The sequence below is a fragment of the Ferrimonas balearica DSM 9799 genome, assembly GCF_000148645.1.
In the GTDB taxonomy this organism is placed as follows: Bacteria; Pseudomonadota; Gammaproteobacteria; order Enterobacterales; family Shewanellaceae; genus Ferrimonas; species Ferrimonas balearica.
The window spans coordinates 1,940,003-1,955,432 of sequence record NC_014541.1; the positions used below are offsets into that span (position 1 = coordinate 1,940,003).

The window sequence follows — 15,430 nt, forward strand, 5'->3', positions numbered from 1 at the left end:
GCCCAATTATCAAGGGCCGAACGGGGATTCAGCGTAACCCAGGTGGCGAACTAACTGTTCAATCATAGCCGCTGTCGCGCCCCAGACATGATGGGGCATAAAGTAGACACCCTGGATGCCGTTGGGACGGCGTACCGGCAGGCGCCAGCGGCCTCTGGCATCGAGAAAATCGGTCAGAGGGGCGTGAAACAGGCGGGCGACCTCCCGCTCCGACAACACCGGACGGAAAGGCTCGGTGATCAGGCCTACCTGGGGGAACACCCGAAACCGGCTGATGGTATGGAACACCGGCAATTCACCCACCCGCAAAACCTGCTCCGGTGGCAGTCCGATCTCCTCCCAGGATTCGCGCAGGGCGGTGTGCCACGGGCTGGCGTCACCGGCGTCCATTTTGCCGCCGGGAAAAGCGATCTGGCCGGCGTGGGTGGGCATATGGGCGGTGCGCTCGGTCAGCAGCAGCTGCAACTGGCCGTCAATCTCCTGCAGCGCAATCAGTACCGCGGCGTCACGCAGCTTCGGGTGGTTGGCCATAACGCTTTTGAGGGGATCCTCCCCATCGCTGCCAGGCTGAAGCTGGAAGCGAAGCATAAATTCCGTGGTGTCCATGGGGTCTCGGGCTGGTGATGATGTTTCCAGCATGCCAGATGATGGCGTGGCTGCGAAGCCCGTCCGTCCGGGTCAGGGTTGGCTGGCGCGGTATTGCTGCAACTTGCGTTTCAGCCAGTCGGCGCTGGGTTCAACGGGCTGTTGCGGGCACTGGATCTGGTAGTCACGACCGGTGAAGCTGCTTTCGCTGGCGGCGTGTTCGATAAAGGCTTCCGCGTCCAGGGTATGGCCTTTACCCAGGATATAGCGGTACTTGCGCTCAATATGGGCGCGCGCATCTTCGCCGTCGTAGGCTTTGCCATTGCGTACAAACTGGCAGGGGGATTGCTCAACCTGGCTGAGCAGGTATTGGATGGCCGCTTCCTCGGCCGGATCGGTTTCGGCGCGCAAAGGCAGGGCAAACAGCAACAACAGGGCAAAACCGCTCAGGCGCATGGGGCGTACCTCGCTGCAATATCGGGCTTCCATGGTGCCTCAGAGTACGCAGGGGATCCAGTGCTGACAGAGCCTGTCGCACGGCGGTTCAGGAATCTGAAAGCGGCCCGGAAAAGGCGTCATTCGATAGGCAGCAGCTCTGTGTTTTGGCGTTCACAATACGGCATCCTCCTGACGGGGGAAATCCGGTTGAAGTGCGTTGGCCCAGATGCACGCTGTCCTGGTGCAGAGTGCCTATAATCCATCGGTAGTGTGGCCAGTCGGGAGAGCCAGAATGGAAAACGTGACCAAGAACGCCACGATCGACAGCAATGACGGTTTTGTTGAAGTGGACAGCGTGATTGATGAGACGGATGCGATCATGGCATTGGTGATTGAAGCGCCTAATGAATCCACTGCCCGAGCTCAGTTCCAACTGTTATTGGACCAGGCTCAGGGCCAGATCTCCGGCGTGACCGGGCAGGCTCAGTGGCAGGCCGGGCGGTTGGACGGCACCCTGCATTTTCCCAGTGCGGCACAGAGGTTGGCGTTTGAGATGGGGCTGCGTTAAGGCGTAATCCAGTAGCGGACACCTTGCGCCTGGATAAAGGCTTCCGCATCGGCGCCGTGCAGCAGCGCAGGCCTGACTTGGACAAGAGTTGATAAAGCTCGTGTGGGTGTATAGGCAGCGAAGTACGGATCATATCAAGGCGCGAAGCAAACAAAGCCTTCATCACGATTCCGGATATATGTCAGCATGCCGCCCTCCATCAACATGAGTTGTATTTTTGATGGTGTCCATATATGTCCAATTGGTCCCTGGATCATCAAGAATGCCCCCGCCTGCTCACTTAGCTTTCAATTCCTCGCTTCGATTACAGTAGATTGAGAACTGAGACATAACAACTGGAGATATATCATGAGACAGCTTAGAGAGCATGAGGTACTTACAGTTTCCGGAGGCCTCCCGTTTGCAGCAATGGCATTGATTCATCTCGCTGGAATGGCCGCTAACGCTTACGGTTGGTATGACTATGCAAAAAATAGAAGCGAACAGTAGGATATTATCATATGAGAGAATTAACAAAAAACGAGATTAGCAACGTACATGGCGGGTTTTGGGCTAGATTAGCAAGCTATCTAAAGTCAGCCGTCAGCCTCTCAGGACACGGAGAGTGGATATACAATGGTGGACAGGACCGCACTATGAATAAGCTATGAGAAGTTTATTTTCTTATTGCCAAAAATATATTAATTTATGTGACTGAAAGGTAAGTTGAGATGGAGTCTCTGTTTGTTGGACTGGTTAGATTCATCCTAGAGATTCCATTTCTCTCAGCGGTGATAAGCTCCTTGCAGGAAAATAAAGAGAAAGAAGGTTGTGACAAAGGCAATAATGACCACTATCAATCCACATCGGTTGAGGAACAAGATACGAATTAGAAGGGCGAACGATTTTAACCAGCGCCGTTACTGCTTTACTTAAAGCCAAATTAAACTAGAGAATTCTATTGTGGAGTCCATTTCCAATCTTAATTAACTCGAAATTTCGTCAATTCAGATTAGGACGCGTGTAGGTTGTTTGTTAGTTACTAACAGTAACCCTGGGGTGTCCAATATCCAGCCCCGCCGAAGCTTTTTGTGTGGTCAGGACCCTCATACCAGCAAAAGCTATGAACTGTAGTGGGCAATTAAATACGGAGACTTGTTTTGACCGATTCTCGGCTTCCGCAGGCGGCACCGCATCGTTATGTTGATGGGGACGCTGCTTGTTGTAGTAATCCATCAGGTGGGCGGTGATGTCCCGTATGGCTTCACGAGCGCTCATATACACCCAGTTGATGGGATCCATTCTGTTTTTAAGCTCCGGAATCACCTCTCCATAAGGGCATTACCTGCAGTTTCCACACTGGCTCATGCTCTGTGTTGTTCTGTATCGCCAGGAACGCTGCCTGAACTTTCGATTGGCATATTGGCTGCCTTGGTCTTAGTGGAGCATCACTCCTGTTGGACAACCTCGCTGCTGATAGGCCATATCAAGCACTTTAACCGCCAAGTCAGTATAGGGCTTTTCTGATATAGCCCAGCCCACGGTTCGACACGTATGAAGGTCGATCACCTCAGCCAAGTAAGGCCAACGACCACCGGCTCAGATATAGGTGATGTCGCCGCACAAAACCAGGTTGGCCTCAGTTACATCGAATTCTGAATCGCCCTCAGTTTTCCGGACTCACCGAGCAGGCGCAATGGCAGTCGGGGCGGTTGGACGGCACTCTGCATTTTCCCAGTGCGGCACAGCGGTTGGCGTTTGAGATGGGGCTGCGTTAAGGCGTAATCCAGTAGCGGACACCTTGCGCCTGGATAAAGGCTTCCGCATCGGCGCCGTGCAGCAACGCCAGGGAACTGAGTAGCCCCGCCTGCAGGCAGGTGGCACCGGCCACGGTTAGCTGGCGGGGGCCGCCTTGGGTGGCCCAGCCGGTTTTGGGGTTGAGCAGGTGGCTGTAACGAACGCCCTGGTGGTTCAGGCAGCGCTGGGTATCGCCACTGGTGGCCAGTGCGCCGTGACTGAGCGGAATGGGGGTGAGCGTGTGGTTCTGCTCTGGCTCAGAGGGGGTAATGCCGACCTGCCAGGGCGGCTGCGCCGGGCAGGACAGCGCCAGATCCCCGCCGAAATTCACCAAGACGCCCACCTGCGGCGCCAACTGCGCCATCAGGGCGGCGACGCAATCCACCGCGTACTCTTTGCCGATGCCACCGAAATCCAGCGCCATCCCCTCGGGCAGAATGATCCAGTCAGGATTCCACTGCACCTTGTCCCAGCCAACCCGCGTCAGCATGGCGTCGATGGCTTGTTGCTCTGGCACCTGCCCGGTACCGTCAAAGCGCCAGAGCTGATTTAACACGCCCGCCGTCAGATCAAACAGGCCGTCGCTTAATCGATAGCAGGTGTCGGCAAAGCTCAGCAGGCGGTGGGTTTCGGCATCAATGGCGACAGGCTGGCCCTTGTTGTGGTTGATGCGATGACACAGGTTGTCGCGGCGGTAGCGGCTGTACTTGGCTTCTATGGCAGCGGTGCGGTTGACCGCCGCTTCCAGCAGGCGTTGGGCCAGATCGTGATCGTCCGTGCGCATCAGCAGCTGGCAGTCACATGCCATGGCAGTGAAATGGCCCAGCCAGTGGTCATGCTGGCGGCGCAGATTCGGGGCCATCAGAAGCGATAGCCCAGCTGCAGGATAACCGCTTGTACCTCGGGGTAGAGCTCCAGTTCGGCCAGTTGTCCCGGGCCGGTCGGGCCATCCGGTTGCTGCAGGTAGTATTCCAGCCGGACTGACGCATGATGTTGACCGACGGGCAGCACGTACTTGAGGCCGAGGGTGTAGGTGTCCATCTCTGCCAGTCGATAATCGGCGCTGGCGTACTCCGGCAGGGGGGCGCCATCTATCAGGTATGGCCGGTAAAACTCTGCGGCACTTTGGCGGTAGAGGCGCAGGTGCGGTTCGAGACTGTGGCCGTTGCTGAACTGCCAGTTAAGGCGAAGGTCGAGGGTGTGGGAGTCGATATCCCAGTCGTCGGTCATAAAGCGATAGCTGACGTCCAGCACCGGTGCGCCAAAATGCGCCTTAGTCTGCCAGAACACCGCGTGCTTATTGCGCTGATCCGGCCGCGCTTCGTAGAGGTGGCGCTGGGCCACACCGTCACCGTCCACCACAGACACCAGCTTAAAGGCGTCGGTCTGGTAACCGTCCACCAGGGCATAGCTGTAATTGAGCTGAGTCACCATCCATTGGTTGATCACCTGAGTCAGCCCCAGCGTCAGTTCGGCAGTTTGCTTATGCTCCTTGGCGTTGCCCCGGGTGGCGGCAAAGGCGGCAGCAAACTCGGCTTCATCGGCAAAGTCGTCGCGCAGTGGCATGGCGGTGAGGGGTAGGGGAGCGCGGCCTTCCGGCTCGATGGTGTCAAAGAACAGGGCGGTGCCAAGGCGCAGGGCGGTGTTTTTACGGTCGAAGTAGCGCACTGCACCGCCATTGACTCCCAGTGAGGTGTAGTCGTACTCCTTGGACAGGCGGGCACCCAGATCGTAGTCCCAGTCGTTATTGAGCGCGCTGCTCCAGCCGACATTCAGCTGCACTCGGGTATCGCGGAAGGTGTCATCCAGCGGCGTGTCGCCGGGGGCTACCGCGTATTCGCCCCGTCCGGAAGGGCGGGTAAAGGTCTGTGCCGTATTCTGGGGAACTGCACCGGTTGGCGTTGCGCCGGTGAGGCTGTCAAAGGTCGCGGCGACGCTGAGTTGCTGTTCATCGGCGTTGAGGCGTGTCAGTTGCAGGGTGCCTTCCAGTGCCGTGACCCGATCTCCGTCTTCACCGTAGTAGAGCAGGGCCGCGTCACCGCGCCACTGGGCGTCGTCATCAAACCAGTCGGCTTGCGCCGGTGCCACCAGGGCCTGACTGGCGATCATCAGGCTGCCGGAGATGCTGGCAAAGCGGCGCTCCTGTTTCAGTTGCATCCGCACCCTCCGCCCGAGGTGCCGCGGCCGCCACTGCTGGCTTCCTTGGAGAAGTAGATATGGTCATCAAAGCCCTTATCCAGCGCGTCGGCTTCCAGTGCCATTCTGGGGTCGGCCAGGGTGGCTCTTTGCCAAGGGTCAACGCCTAGATTGGCGCACCCACTGAGCGCCAGTACCATGATGGCTGCGATGAATCCTTTCATCAGGCCCTCCTTCAGGGCAGGTAATCCGCGACTTCCGCCTTCAACTTATCGCTTTCGCTCTTTCGAAAGCCAACATGACGAAGCAGGATTTCGCCATCGCGGATGAGGTAACTGGTGGGCATCCCCGGCACCTGATAGGCCTCGGCAATGGTCCCTTCCGGGTCGTAATGGATGGTGAAATCGGCGGGGTACTTGGCCAGGAAAGGCTTGGCATCGTGGGGATCAACATCTACGTTGACCGCCACCACCACCAGTCCTTTCGGGCCCAGTTCCTGATGCAGTTCGTTCATAAAGGGGAAGCTGAAGCGACAGGGGCCACACCAGCTGGCCCAGAAGTCGAGATAGACCAGTTTCTCCCGGGACAGCTGAACCACGGTGGTGGCGTTGCCCTCCAGCGTCAGGGCAAAATCCGGGGCAGGTTCGGCCCGGGCGGGGAGAATCAGCAGCGCTGTGCAGAGCGCCAGAATACGGAACATCAGTTGGGACACGACGATAACCTCCTTGCTTCGTGGTCCGGGGTCTGCGCGATTGCGCCGCGCTGTAAACGCGTTACCCCTTGTCCTGGTTCAATAGTGGCAGGATCCGGCTCACCTTATCAAAGCTTTCCTGATATTCGCTGTCACAGTCGGAGTCGGCGACGATGCCGCCTCCGGCCCAACAGTGCAGCCGTCCATCCTTAGCCACCAGGGAGCGGATGGTGATGCTGGTGTCCATACGGCCATGCTGGCTGAGATAGCCGATGCTGCCGCAGTAAAGGCTGCGGCGGTGGGGTTCCAGCTCCTCGATGATCTCCATGGCGCGGATTTTGGGGGCGCCGGTAATGGAACCGCCGGGGAAGGCGCCGCGCAGCAGATCCAATGGGCTGGCGTCGTCCGCCAGAGTGGCGGTGACGGTGCTGACCAGGTGGTGCACCGCCGGGAAGCTCTCAATGGCAAACAAGCTGGGGACACGAACGCTGCCGGGGGCCGCATGGCGGCCCAGATCATTGCGCAGCAGGTCCACGATCATCAGGTTTTCTGCCCGGTCCTTCTCCGCCTGTTGCAGCTCCAGCGCACTCTGGGCGTCCCGGGCGGGGTCGTCGAAGCGGGGGCGGGTGCCCTTGATGGGTTTGGTTTGCACCTGAGCGCCCTGCAGTTGCAGGAAACGCTCCGGCGATACCGACAGCAGAACTGCATCCGGCAGGCGGATAAAGGCGGAGAACGGCGCGTTATTGTGCTGGCGCAGACGCTTGTAGGCTTCCCACTCGTTACCGCCGTAGTCGGCACTGAAGCGTTGGGTGAGGTTGATCTGGTAGCAGTCTCCGCTGGCCAGATAGGCCTGAACCCGCTCGAAACGGTCGCGATATTGGGCGACAGAGAGCTGGTTACGCCAATCGCTCTTTAACGAAAAGCCCGCCTGTCGGGGCGCCTGTGACAGCTGTTCCACCAGCCACTGGTACCGCTCCTGCCACTGGGTTTCGTCGCCCAGTACCACCAGTTCGACCTGATAATGGCCCTGCTCGATCACCAGTGCCCAGTCGAATATCCCTACCGCCATCTCGGCCAGGCCGATGTCATCCTCGGCTTGCTCGGGCAAGCGCTCGAAACGACGTCCCAGATCGTAACTGAAATGGCCCAGTGCACCGCCGATAAAGGGCAGGTCCTCCGGGCCGGAAATGGCCGGACCCAGCACCGCGTTTCGGGTGATCTCCAGCACTTCCAGGGGGTCTTCCTGATACCGGTTTACGTTGTCGCCCTGACGGACCTCGGTTTCTCCGCCCCGGGTGATGACGGTGGCGATGGGGTCAGCGACCAGGATATCGAAGCGGGCGTCCGGGTGCGCACTGGCGAGGTCGTTGATGGCTGAATCCAGCAGCATGGCCCAGCTCTGGTGAGCCAGGTGTTCAAACAGGGCGATGGGGTCGGCGGGCAGGGCGAGCGGGCGACGAAAGTACTGAGGCATGGCGGAATTGTGGTTACAGCTGTTGGTCGGGAGGGTAACACAAAGGCCCTCCCGGCCCAACGGCTCACTCCTCTGTCAGGCGCAGTTCCATCCACACCAGGCGGTGGTCAGAGGAGGCATTGCGATCGGCAATAAGGCGGCTTAACTCCAGACCGTCCACAGGCCAGAACACGCCACTTCGTACTGGCTCAAAGCCAAAGGCTGAGGGCAGAACGTAATCCACCTGCGCGCGCCAATAGGCAGTGTGGTAAGGGCCGTTGGGGTTGTCCGGGCTGTGCAGTTCGCCGCCGGTGCTGCGGGGGCGCTCGCTGGCGTTGACCCGGGGGTGGTTCAACAGTTGATTGATGGCGCCGGGGCGACTCTGGCCTTCGCTGGGCGAGGCGTTGTAGTCGCCGACAATCACAAAGCGGGTGTCCGCCGCCAGTCCACCGCGCTGGCCGGCGTCATCTTCCAGATAATCCGCGTTATTCAGGTAGTCCGCCCACAGTCGGATTTCGTCATGGTTGCGGGCACCGTTGCGGTCTTCCGGGCCATCAAATACCGGCGGCGTAGGGTGCGCCGCGAGAAGATGAATCTGCTCGCCGTTGACGTTGATGGGCACGTCCCAGTGGGATTTGGAAGAGAGCCGCAATCCTCGCCAGGTGGCGTCATCGTAAAACGGGGTGCCGTCCGGATTGAGGATGGGCTGAGCGCCCGGCATACGGTGCCAGGGGAATGTCTGAAACTGGCGAACCTGCTCGGTATCAATGGGATAGCGTGACAACACCACCATGCCGTACTGGCCTGGGTAGAGGCCGTAGCCCCAGGCGTCACCGCCGGTGCCGGAGGCGATGCCATCGCCGTCAATGTCAAAGGGGCTTGGCACCCCGGTGTTGACCGGCGCGGTATAGGCGTAGGGGTAATCCAGCGGTTCACGCCCCTGTTGGCTCACCATCAGATAGTGGCGACGAAAGGCATCCACCCCACGGCTGCGGTCGGCAATGTAGTCGAACTCATTGAGCAGCACGATATCAGGGCGAACCCGCTGCAGGATCTCGGCGATATTGCGGATCTGCGGGTGGTCGCCATTGGCCAACAGTTCACGGAGTCGGTCGGGGTTGGGCTGTTGGCCCCGGGGCGTATAGTTGCCCGCTTCCATGCTGACGTTAAAGGTCGCGACCTTGATGGTGGTGGGGGTAAAGGGGGCAGAGCTGGTTTCCATCGAACTTTCGCATCCGGTTATCAGGGGCAGCAGGCAAAGCAGCGCCCGCTTGAGCAGAGAATAAGGCAACAGTCACTCCTTGTCGTGTCACGTAAACGACCCACCCGCTGAATTGAAGCCGGGAGCGCCACGGCGAAGACAACCTGTCGCTGCATGGTAGTGGATGCAGCGCAGCAAGGCGATGACCAGATTCGGGAGGTGAACGTGCAGATGTAGGGGGCCGTTCAACAAAAAGGGCAGCCAATGGGCTGCCCTTTCTTATCGGCGCAACACTCAGAACGAGGTGCGACGGTAGTGGCGGTACTCGGCGGTCCAGAAGGCGGCGTCGATGGCGTCGCGCAGGTCGCTGTTCTTCACCTTGATGGCCACGCCATCGGCCATGGCCGCTTTGGCGACAGCAAAGGCGATCTGCTTACTCACTTCCTGGATCTCCTCCAGCGGCGGCAGCAGGTTGCCGTCGCCTTTCTGACCCAGCGGTGAGCATTCAGCCAGCGCGCGGCTGGACGCCATCATCATGCCGTCGGTGACGCGGTTGGCGCCACAGGCGATCACACCCAGGCCGATGCCCGGGAAGATGTAGCTGTTGTTGCACTGCGCGATGGCGTAGGTGTCGTCACCAATCACCACGTCCTGGAACGGGCTGCCGGTGGCCACCAGCGCCTTACCGTCGGTCCAGCGCAGGATGTCTTCCGGCACCGCTTCAATGCGGCTGGTCGGGTTGGACAGCGGGAACACGATGGGGCGCTCGTGGTGAGCGGCCATGGCGGTGATCACCTCTTCGGTGAACAGGCCCGGTGCACCGGATACGCCAATCAGGATGCCCGGCTTGGCGTTGTTCATCACATCCAGCAGGGAGACGTTTTCGTGCTCGAGGGTCCAGCCCTCCACCACTTTGGGGTCCTGCACCAGCTTTTGCTGGAAATCGAGCAGGTTGACCATGCCATCCTGCAGCAGACCCCAGCGGTCGACCATAAAGATCTGGCTACGGGCTTTCTTCTCAGACAGGCCCTGCGCCACCATCTCGGCGATGATCGCCTCAGCAATGCCGCAACCGGCAGAACCGGCACCGAGGAAGGTGATGCGCTGGTCTTTGAGCTCTTTGCCCTGGGCCTTACAGGCGGCCAGCAGGGAGCCGACGGTCACTGCGGCGGTGCCCTGGATGTCATCGTTAAAGCAGCAGATTTCGTCTTTGTAGCGCTCCAGCAACGGCATGGCGTTCTTCTGGGCGAAATCTTCGAACTGCAGCAGCGCGTCCGGCCAGCGTACCTTGATGGCCTGGATCACGTCGTCGACAAACTGGGTGTACTCCTCGCCACCGATGCGGGGGTTGCGCCAGCCCATGTACATCGGGTCGTTGAGGCGCTGCTGGTTGTCGGTGCCGACATCCAGCACGATGGGCAGGCAGTAGGCTGGGCTGATGCCGCCACACGCGGTGTACAGGGACAGCTTACCGATTGGAATGCCCATGCCACCGATGCCCTGGTCACCCAGGCCGAGGATGCGTTCACCGTCGGTAATCACGATCACTTTCACGTTGTGACGGGTGGCGTTGTTCAGTACGTCTTCGATCTTGTCGCGGTTGGGGTAGGAGATAAACAGGCCCCGGGAACGACGGTAGATGTTGGAAAACTCTTCACAGGCAGCGCCCACGGTCGGGGTGTAGATGATCGGCATCATCTCGCTGATGTGGTCCTGCACCAGGCGATAGAACAACGTTTCGTTGGTGTCCTGGATGTTGCGCAGGTAAACGTGCTTGTCCATGTCGTTGGTGAACGCCAGGAACTGTTTGTAGGCACGGGAAGCCTGCTCTTCGATGGTTTCCACCGCGTCCGGCACCAGTCCGGTGAGGTTAAATTCGCTGCGTTCCGCTTCAGAAAAAGCAGAACCTTTGTTCAGCAGCGGGGTTTCCAGCAGCACCGGGCCGGCGTAGTGGATGTAGAGGGGGCGTTTGTTGTCGTCCATTAAATGGGGCCTTTTGCAGCAAGGACTTGGATCTTGGTTTTCGGGCGTGAAGTGTATCACGTTTACTCCGTGGGTGGACCAGGGTTCGGGATCCGACCAGAGCCGGTCGGTGGGGTGGAAAGGGTTCATTGCCGCGGCGCCTCCTTGGCTGCTTGCCTGCGGCATAGAGTAGGCGGCCAGCCTGTTTAAAAAGTTAACCTTTGATTAACCTTTTCCGTCACTTAGAAGACGGCCGCCGTCTGATTGAGGTTATAGCAGGGGGCGCACTTTCACCGGTTTACCCTTGACCTCGCCGCCGTCCAGCGCCGCCAGCGCGGTCGCCACGTACCGCTTGCTCAGGGTGACGTAGCTGTGGTCCGGCATCAGTTCGATGGCGACAATGGCGTCGGCCGGTACGCCTGCGGCTTTGATCAGGGCGCCCATCAGGTCGCCTTTGCGCAGTCGCGCCCGCCGACCGGCATTGACCATCAGCGTGGTCACCAGGGTTGCGGCGACCTTGCCCTCAGGGGGCGTTGGCATGGGTTCGGCGTGTGGGCACAGAGCCTGCACCTGCGCGAGGTTTTGCTCATTGGCCAGGCTGATGGCAACCCCGGCGGCGCTGGCCCGGGCGGTGCGGCCGATGCGCTGGCGGTGGGTATCGCCGTCATTGGCCGGTTCGGCGCAGATCACCCGCTCAATGTCATCGATATCGAGGCCCCGTGCGGCCAGATCCGTGGCCACCAGCAGCGGCGCACTGCCATGACGAAAGCGGATTAGGGTCTGCTCCCGCTGCTGCTGGTTCAGGTCGCCATGCAGGGCCAGCGCCGGACAGCGTTGCCGACCCAGCGCATTCACCACTTCCCTGCAGCTGGCCTTGGTGTTCACAAACACCAGCGTCCGGCCCCCGACCGCCAGTCGGGCGATGGCATCGGCAACGGTTTGCGCATCGGATAACGGCAGCACTCGTTGGGTGATCGTCGGGGCGGCGTCATCCACCACGACCGCCTGTGGTGGTGCTATGGCGGCCAGTTCCGCCGGAAAGGTCGCGGAGAGCCACCACTGTCGGCAGCCCGGCTTCAGGGCGGCGGACAGCGCCGCCAGGTCATCGGCAAAGCCTTCGGCCTGCAACCGGTCTGCCTCATCCAGAACCAGAGTGTTTACCTGAGCCAACGCCAGTGTGCCATCGGCCAGCAGCGCGCGAAGCCGCCCTGGGGTGCCCACCACCAGATGGGCGCCCTGTGCCAGCGCGCGCCGCTGCGCTTCAATATCGGTGCCACCATAGAGTGCGGCCACGTGCAGATTCGCCAGGCAGCGGCCCAGTTGTCGCAGCACCCCCGCCACCTGTTCCGCCAACTCCCTTGAGGGCACCAGCACCAACCCCTGTGGCAGCCGCTGTTGTAGGTTAAGTCCGGCCAGCAGGGCCAGGCCAAAGGCGGCGGTTTTGCCACTGCCGGTGGGGGCCTGCACGCGCACGCTGTGGCCATCCAACAGCCAGGGCAGGCAGTGCTGTTGTACCGGGTTCAGAGGCAGCAGGCCCAGGGAGGCCAGTTGGTGTTGCAGGGAGGCGGGCAGTCGGGCGAGGGTGTCGGTGCTCAAGGGGCTACAGGTCCAGTGTTCAGAAGCGCTTATGGTACCAGAGTCGGACGGGGTGGGAACACGGGGTTTCAGGGGGTTTCCGCTGGCAGTTGCTCCAGCACCAGGGTCTGGCGGGTCAGCCAGTTTTCGCCTTTATCATCCAGATAGTCGACCTGCTCTTCGCGGCTCATGGCACCGGGCAGGCGGCGCCAGATCTGCTGTACCTTGACCGGCCTTTGCTGGCGGTTGGCGGAAAACTCAAAACGCAGGATCCACACCTCATCACTGACGTAGTGAAAGCCGGTCAGCAGGCGGTCCTGCTCATATTCGGCGTGTTCAAACTGCTGGATAATGCGATAGGGCGACACCGTTTCCACCCGCTGGGAAAACTGCGCCTGTGGCGTGGTGATGCGCTCCTCCAGCCACTGCCCGTCCTCGGTCAGGTCGATGCTGACCCGCACCGAGGTCTGGCTGACGTCGCCACTGTCCAGGTTCTGCCCGCGCCAATGCCCCTCCCACTTGCCCTGCAGGCTGAGCAGGGCATCCTGTTCCACTTCGGCGGCGGCTGAAAACGACAGCAGGGCGGCGAGGATCAGTGGGATCGTGGTTGGTCGAGACATGCACGCAGGGCCTCAATTTGTGGGGCGGTCAGGTCCGCACTGATGGTCAGCGCGGGGTGGTCGCAGCCGAAACGCACCGGAGCCCCCTGATTTAAGGCAAGAATCATGCTGTCGTCCAACTCCCAGCGTAAAAAATGCACGCTGCTGGTTTTGTGCTCGTCGCTGCGCTCGAGATCCTCATCCGCGATGGCAAAGACCGGCGCCTGCTCCCCCACCTGAACCCAAACCTTGTGCTCCACCCCCACCAGTTCGGCCAGGGCACGCCGCCGCACGTTCACATCGGCGTACTCCAGCAGCATGGTGGCTTTCCAGTTGCGGCCGTCGGGGATCAGCGGGTTGTAGGCGTCCAGCTCCTCCTGGATGGCGTCGGGCTCAAACACCCGCTCAATCCGCAGCATCTCCTGGATCTGGTACTGGATGGTCAGACGGTCTTCGAACAGCAACCGCAGTGGCTCACCCAGGGTCAATTGCAGGTCTCGTTTGTGGTCCAGCACCTGCTGGCGAAAACCGGCCCGTCGCTGGGCGTACTCCTCAAGTGACCACAAATCCTGTCGGGTCAGTTTGTCCATGATGGGTCTCCTACAGTCCGTACGCCTGCCGCAGCAGGCTGATGGGGTGGGGGGCATGGCTGGCTTTGCCGTCCGCCAGTTTCCGTTGTTCACCGATGTGGCTGGCGGCCATCGGGCAGTCGCTGATGTGGTGGTCCGGCCCGGCCTGATCCACCTGGCGCACCACCGGTCGGGCGATTTTCAGGGCATGTTCCCGGGTTTCCAGCTTGACCGCATAGGTGCCATCGTGGCCGGAGCAGCGCTCAATGGTGGTGATCTCGGTATCCGGCACCAGCGCCAGCACATCACGGGTGCGCGGGCCAAAGTTCTGCACCCGCTGGTGACAGGCCGGTTGATAGCTGACCTTGCCCAGCGTTCCCTGAAACTCGGTTTTCAGCTGCCCCCCTTTGTGACGCAGCCAGAGGTATTCGAACGGATCAAAAAACGCCCGCTGCACCAGCGCCACCTCGTCGTCATCGGGGAACATCAGCGGTAACTCCTGCTTGAACATCAGCACACAGGAGGGGATGGGGGCGATCAGGTCATAACCCTGGCGCACCAGTTCGGCCAGCCGGGGGATGTTGTGTTTGCGCATCCGGTCGACGCTGTTCAGGTCCCCCAGTTCCAGCTTGGGCATGCCGCAGCAGAGCAGGTCGAACGCCGGCTCGATATGGATGTCGTTGTGCTGGAACACCTTCATAAAGTCGTCGGCCAGGTCCGACTGGGTGTAGTTGGCAAAACAGGTGGCAAACAGCGCCACTTTGCCGCTGGTCTCTCCGACTGCGGTGGCGGGAATGGTTTGCACCTGCGTTTGCGCCCGCTGCTCCAGAGTTGGGCGCTGGTAATGGGGCAGAGGGGCGTCGCGGTGCACGCCCAGGGTCTTCTCCAGCGTGACCCGGAACACGTTGGTGTTGCCGACACCATTCATCAGTTGCGACACCCCGGGTGTCGAGGCGAACTTGCCCATGGCGTCGGTATTGGTGAGCACCCGATCCCGCAAGCGGGCGCCATCGCGCTCGAACTTCTGCGCTTTGGCCTGCAGCATCAGGTGGGGGAAATCGATGGCCCACTCGTGCGGGGGCACGTAGGGGCATTTGGTCATAAAGCAGAGGTCGCAGAGGTAGCAGTGGTCCACCACCTTGATGTAATCCGCCTTATCCACCCCATCCACCTCCATGGTGTCGGACTCGTCCACCAGGTCAAACAGCGTGGGGAAGGACTGGCACAAGCTGACGCAACGGCGACAACCGTGGCAGACGTCGTACACCCGCTCCAGTTCGGCCATCAGCTTGTCGTGGTCGTAGTAGTCGGGGTTTTGCCAGTCGATGGGGTGTCGGGTAGGGGCTTCGAGACTGCCTTCTTTGCGGGACATGGCGCCTCCTTATCGCAATCGGCGGGGCGACGGGCTCACTCCGTCGCCCCGGCGGTATCAGCTGTCCAGATTGTCCAGCGCTTTCTGGAAGCGGTTGGCGTGGGAACGCTCCGCTTTGGCGAGGGTTTCAAACCAATCCGCGATCTCGTCGAACCCTTCGTCGCGGGCGGTTTTGGCCATGCCCGGGTACATGTCGGTGTACTCGTGGGTTTCGCCGGCAATGGCGGCCTTTAGATTGGATTCGGTACCACCAATCGGCAGCCCGGTGGCGGGGTCACCCACCGCTTCGAGATATTCCAGATGGCCGTGGGCGTGTCCGGTTTCACCTTCGGCGGTGGAGCGGAACACGGCGGCAACGTCGTTGTAGCCCTCAACATCGGCCTTGGCGGCAAAGTAGAGGTAACGTCGATTGGCCTGAGATTCGCCGGAGAAGGCGTCCTTCAGATTTTGCTCAGTCTTGGATCCTTTCAGTGACATGGGGTCTCCTGTGACGCGTACGCGTTCG

At 60.4% G+C, this 15,430-nt stretch carries 15 protein-coding genes and 1 pseudogene; 1 reads left to right on the forward strand and 15 read right to left on the reverse strand.

The features are described 5' to 3' along the window. Positions 1-9: 9 nt before the first annotated feature. Both FBAL_RS08820 and FBAL_RS08825 read right to left on the reverse strand, forming a co-directional pair. Positions 10-606 (reverse strand): NUDIX hydrolase, encoded by a 597-nt coding sequence (locus tag FBAL_RS08820; protein WP_013345253.1) that lies wholly within the window; start codon positions 604-606, stop codon positions 10-12. A gap of 72 nt (positions 607-678) precedes the next feature. Further along, positions 679-1,074, reverse strand: a complete 396-nt coding sequence (locus FBAL_RS08825; protein ID WP_216086814.1) for a YfeK family protein — start codon at positions 1,072-1,074, stop codon at positions 679-681. Positions 1,075-1,315: 241 nt separating this feature from the next. Between FBAL_RS08825 and FBAL_RS08830 the strand changes: the two genes are divergently transcribed. Then, positions 1,316-1,591, forward strand: a complete 276-nt coding sequence (locus tag FBAL_RS08830; RefSeq protein WP_013345255.1) for a YfcZ/YiiS family protein — start codon at positions 1,316-1,318, stop codon at positions 1,589-1,591. Between the two features lie 1,119 nt (positions 1,592-2,710). Here FBAL_RS08830 and FBAL_RS20615 read toward each other — a convergent pair. The 13 genes and pseudogenes from FBAL_RS20615 to FBAL_RS08895 form a co-directional block, all read right to left on the reverse strand. Next, positions 2,711-3,226, reverse strand: a pseudogene (locus FBAL_RS20615) (IS3 family transposase); the annotation flags it as partial. Positions 3,227-3,344: 118 nt separating this feature from the next. Further along, positions 3,345-4,229, reverse strand: a complete 885-nt coding sequence (locus FBAL_RS08840) for an FAD:protein FMN transferase (protein ID WP_013345257.1) — start codon at positions 4,227-4,229, stop codon at positions 3,345-3,347. Further along, positions 4,229-5,524, reverse strand: a complete 1,296-nt coding sequence (locus FBAL_RS08845; RefSeq protein WP_013345258.1) for a DUF3570 domain-containing protein — start codon at positions 5,522-5,524, stop codon at positions 4,229-4,231. Before FBAL_RS08845 ends, FBAL_RS08840 begins: the two co-directional genes overlap by 1 nt. Then, positions 5,515-5,727, reverse strand: a complete 213-nt coding sequence (locus FBAL_RS08850) for a DUF4266 domain-containing protein (protein WP_013345259.1) — start codon at positions 5,725-5,727, stop codon at positions 5,515-5,517. The genes FBAL_RS08845 and FBAL_RS08850 overlap by 10 nt, the downstream gene beginning before the upstream one ends. 11 nt (positions 5,728-5,738) lie before the next feature. Further along, complete coding sequence (locus tag FBAL_RS08855) at positions 5,739-6,215, reverse strand: TlpA family protein disulfide reductase (protein WP_013345260.1); 477 nt, start codon at positions 6,213-6,215, stop codon at positions 5,739-5,741. Positions 6,216-6,276: 61 nt separating this feature from the next. Then, positions 6,277-7,668, reverse strand: a complete 1,392-nt coding sequence (gene pabB, locus FBAL_RS08860) for an aminodeoxychorismate synthase component I (RefSeq protein WP_083771277.1) — start codon at positions 7,666-7,668, stop codon at positions 6,277-6,279. A 64-nt stretch (positions 7,669-7,732) separates the two neighbouring features. Next, positions 7,733-8,938 (reverse strand): endonuclease/exonuclease/phosphatase family protein, encoded by a 1,206-nt coding sequence (locus FBAL_RS08865; protein ID WP_013345262.1) that lies wholly within the window; start codon positions 8,936-8,938, stop codon positions 7,733-7,735. A gap of 204 nt (positions 8,939-9,142) precedes the next feature. Continuing rightward, positions 9,143-10,831: an NAD-dependent malic enzyme gene (locus FBAL_RS08870; RefSeq protein WP_041251241.1), complete on the reverse strand. Its 1,689-nt coding sequence runs from the start codon at positions 10,829-10,831 to the stop codon at positions 9,143-9,145. Positions 10,832-11,080: 249 nt separating this feature from the next. Beyond that, positions 11,081-12,406, reverse strand: coding sequence for a DEAD/DEAH box helicase (locus FBAL_RS08875; protein WP_013345264.1), 1,326 nt, complete (start codon positions 12,404-12,406; stop codon positions 11,081-11,083). A gap of 68 nt (positions 12,407-12,474) precedes the next feature. Next, positions 12,475-13,005: a hypothetical protein gene (locus FBAL_RS08880; protein WP_013345265.1), complete on the reverse strand. Its 531-nt coding sequence runs from the start codon at positions 13,003-13,005 to the stop codon at positions 12,475-12,477. Beyond that, positions 12,978-13,574: a DUF3501 family protein gene (locus tag FBAL_RS08885; protein ID WP_013345266.1), complete on the reverse strand. Its 597-nt coding sequence runs from the start codon at positions 13,572-13,574 to the stop codon at positions 12,978-12,980. The genes FBAL_RS08880 and FBAL_RS08885 overlap by 28 nt, the downstream gene beginning before the upstream one ends. Before the next feature lie 10 nt (positions 13,575-13,584). Next, entirely contained in the window at positions 13,585-14,925 is a 1,341-nt protein-coding gene (locus FBAL_RS08890) for a heterodisulfide reductase-related iron-sulfur binding cluster (RefSeq protein WP_013345267.1), read from the reverse strand. A 57-nt stretch (positions 14,926-14,982) separates the two neighbouring features. Continuing rightward, positions 14,983-15,402: a rubrerythrin family protein gene (locus tag FBAL_RS08895; protein ID WP_013345268.1), complete on the reverse strand. Its 420-nt coding sequence runs from the start codon at positions 15,400-15,402 to the stop codon at positions 14,983-14,985. Between the last annotated feature and the right edge of the window lie 28 nt (positions 15,403-15,430).

Coding starts and splice junctions, on each gene's coding strand:
- FBAL_RS08890 (WP_013345267.1), bottom strand. CDS start 14,925: ATGTCCCGCAAAGAAGGCAGTCTCGAAGCCCCTACCCGACACCCCATC.
- FBAL_RS08870 (WP_041251241.1), bottom strand. CDS start 10,831: ATGGACGACAACAAACGCCCCCTCTACATCCACTACGCCGGCCCGGTG.
- FBAL_RS08880 (WP_013345265.1), bottom strand. CDS start 13,005: ATGTCTCGACCAACCACGATCCCACTGATCCTCGCCGCCCTGCTGTCG.
- FBAL_RS08850 (WP_013345259.1), bottom strand. CDS start 5,727: ATGAAAGGATTCATCGCAGCCATCATGGTACTGGCGCTCAGTGGGTGC.
- FBAL_RS08840 (WP_013345257.1), bottom strand. CDS start 4,229: ATGGCCCCGAATCTGCGCCGCCAGCATGACCACTGGCTGGGCCATTTC.
- FBAL_RS08825 (WP_216086814.1), bottom strand. CDS start 1,074: ATGGAAGCCCGATATTGCAGCGAGGTACGCCCCATGCGCCTGAGCGGT.
- FBAL_RS08885 (WP_013345266.1), bottom strand. CDS start 13,574: ATGGACAAACTGACCCGACAGGATTTGTGGTCACTTGAGGAGTACGCC.
- FBAL_RS08830 (WP_013345255.1), top strand. CDS start 1,316: ATGGAAAACGTGACCAAGAACGCCACGATCGACAGCAATGACGGTTTT.
- FBAL_RS08845 (WP_013345258.1), bottom strand. CDS start 5,524: ATGCAACTGAAACAGGAGCGCCGCTTTGCCAGCATCTCCGGCAGCCTG.
- FBAL_RS08895 (WP_013345268.1), bottom strand. CDS start 15,402: ATGTCACTGAAAGGATCCAAGACTGAGCAAAATCTGAAGGACGCCTTC.
- FBAL_RS08820 (WP_013345253.1), bottom strand. CDS start 606: ATGGACACCACGGAATTTATGCTTCGCTTCCAGCTTCAGCCTGGCAGC.
- pabB (WP_083771277.1), bottom strand. CDS start 7,668: ATGCCTCAGTACTTTCGTCGCCCGCTCGCCCTGCCCGCCGACCCCATC.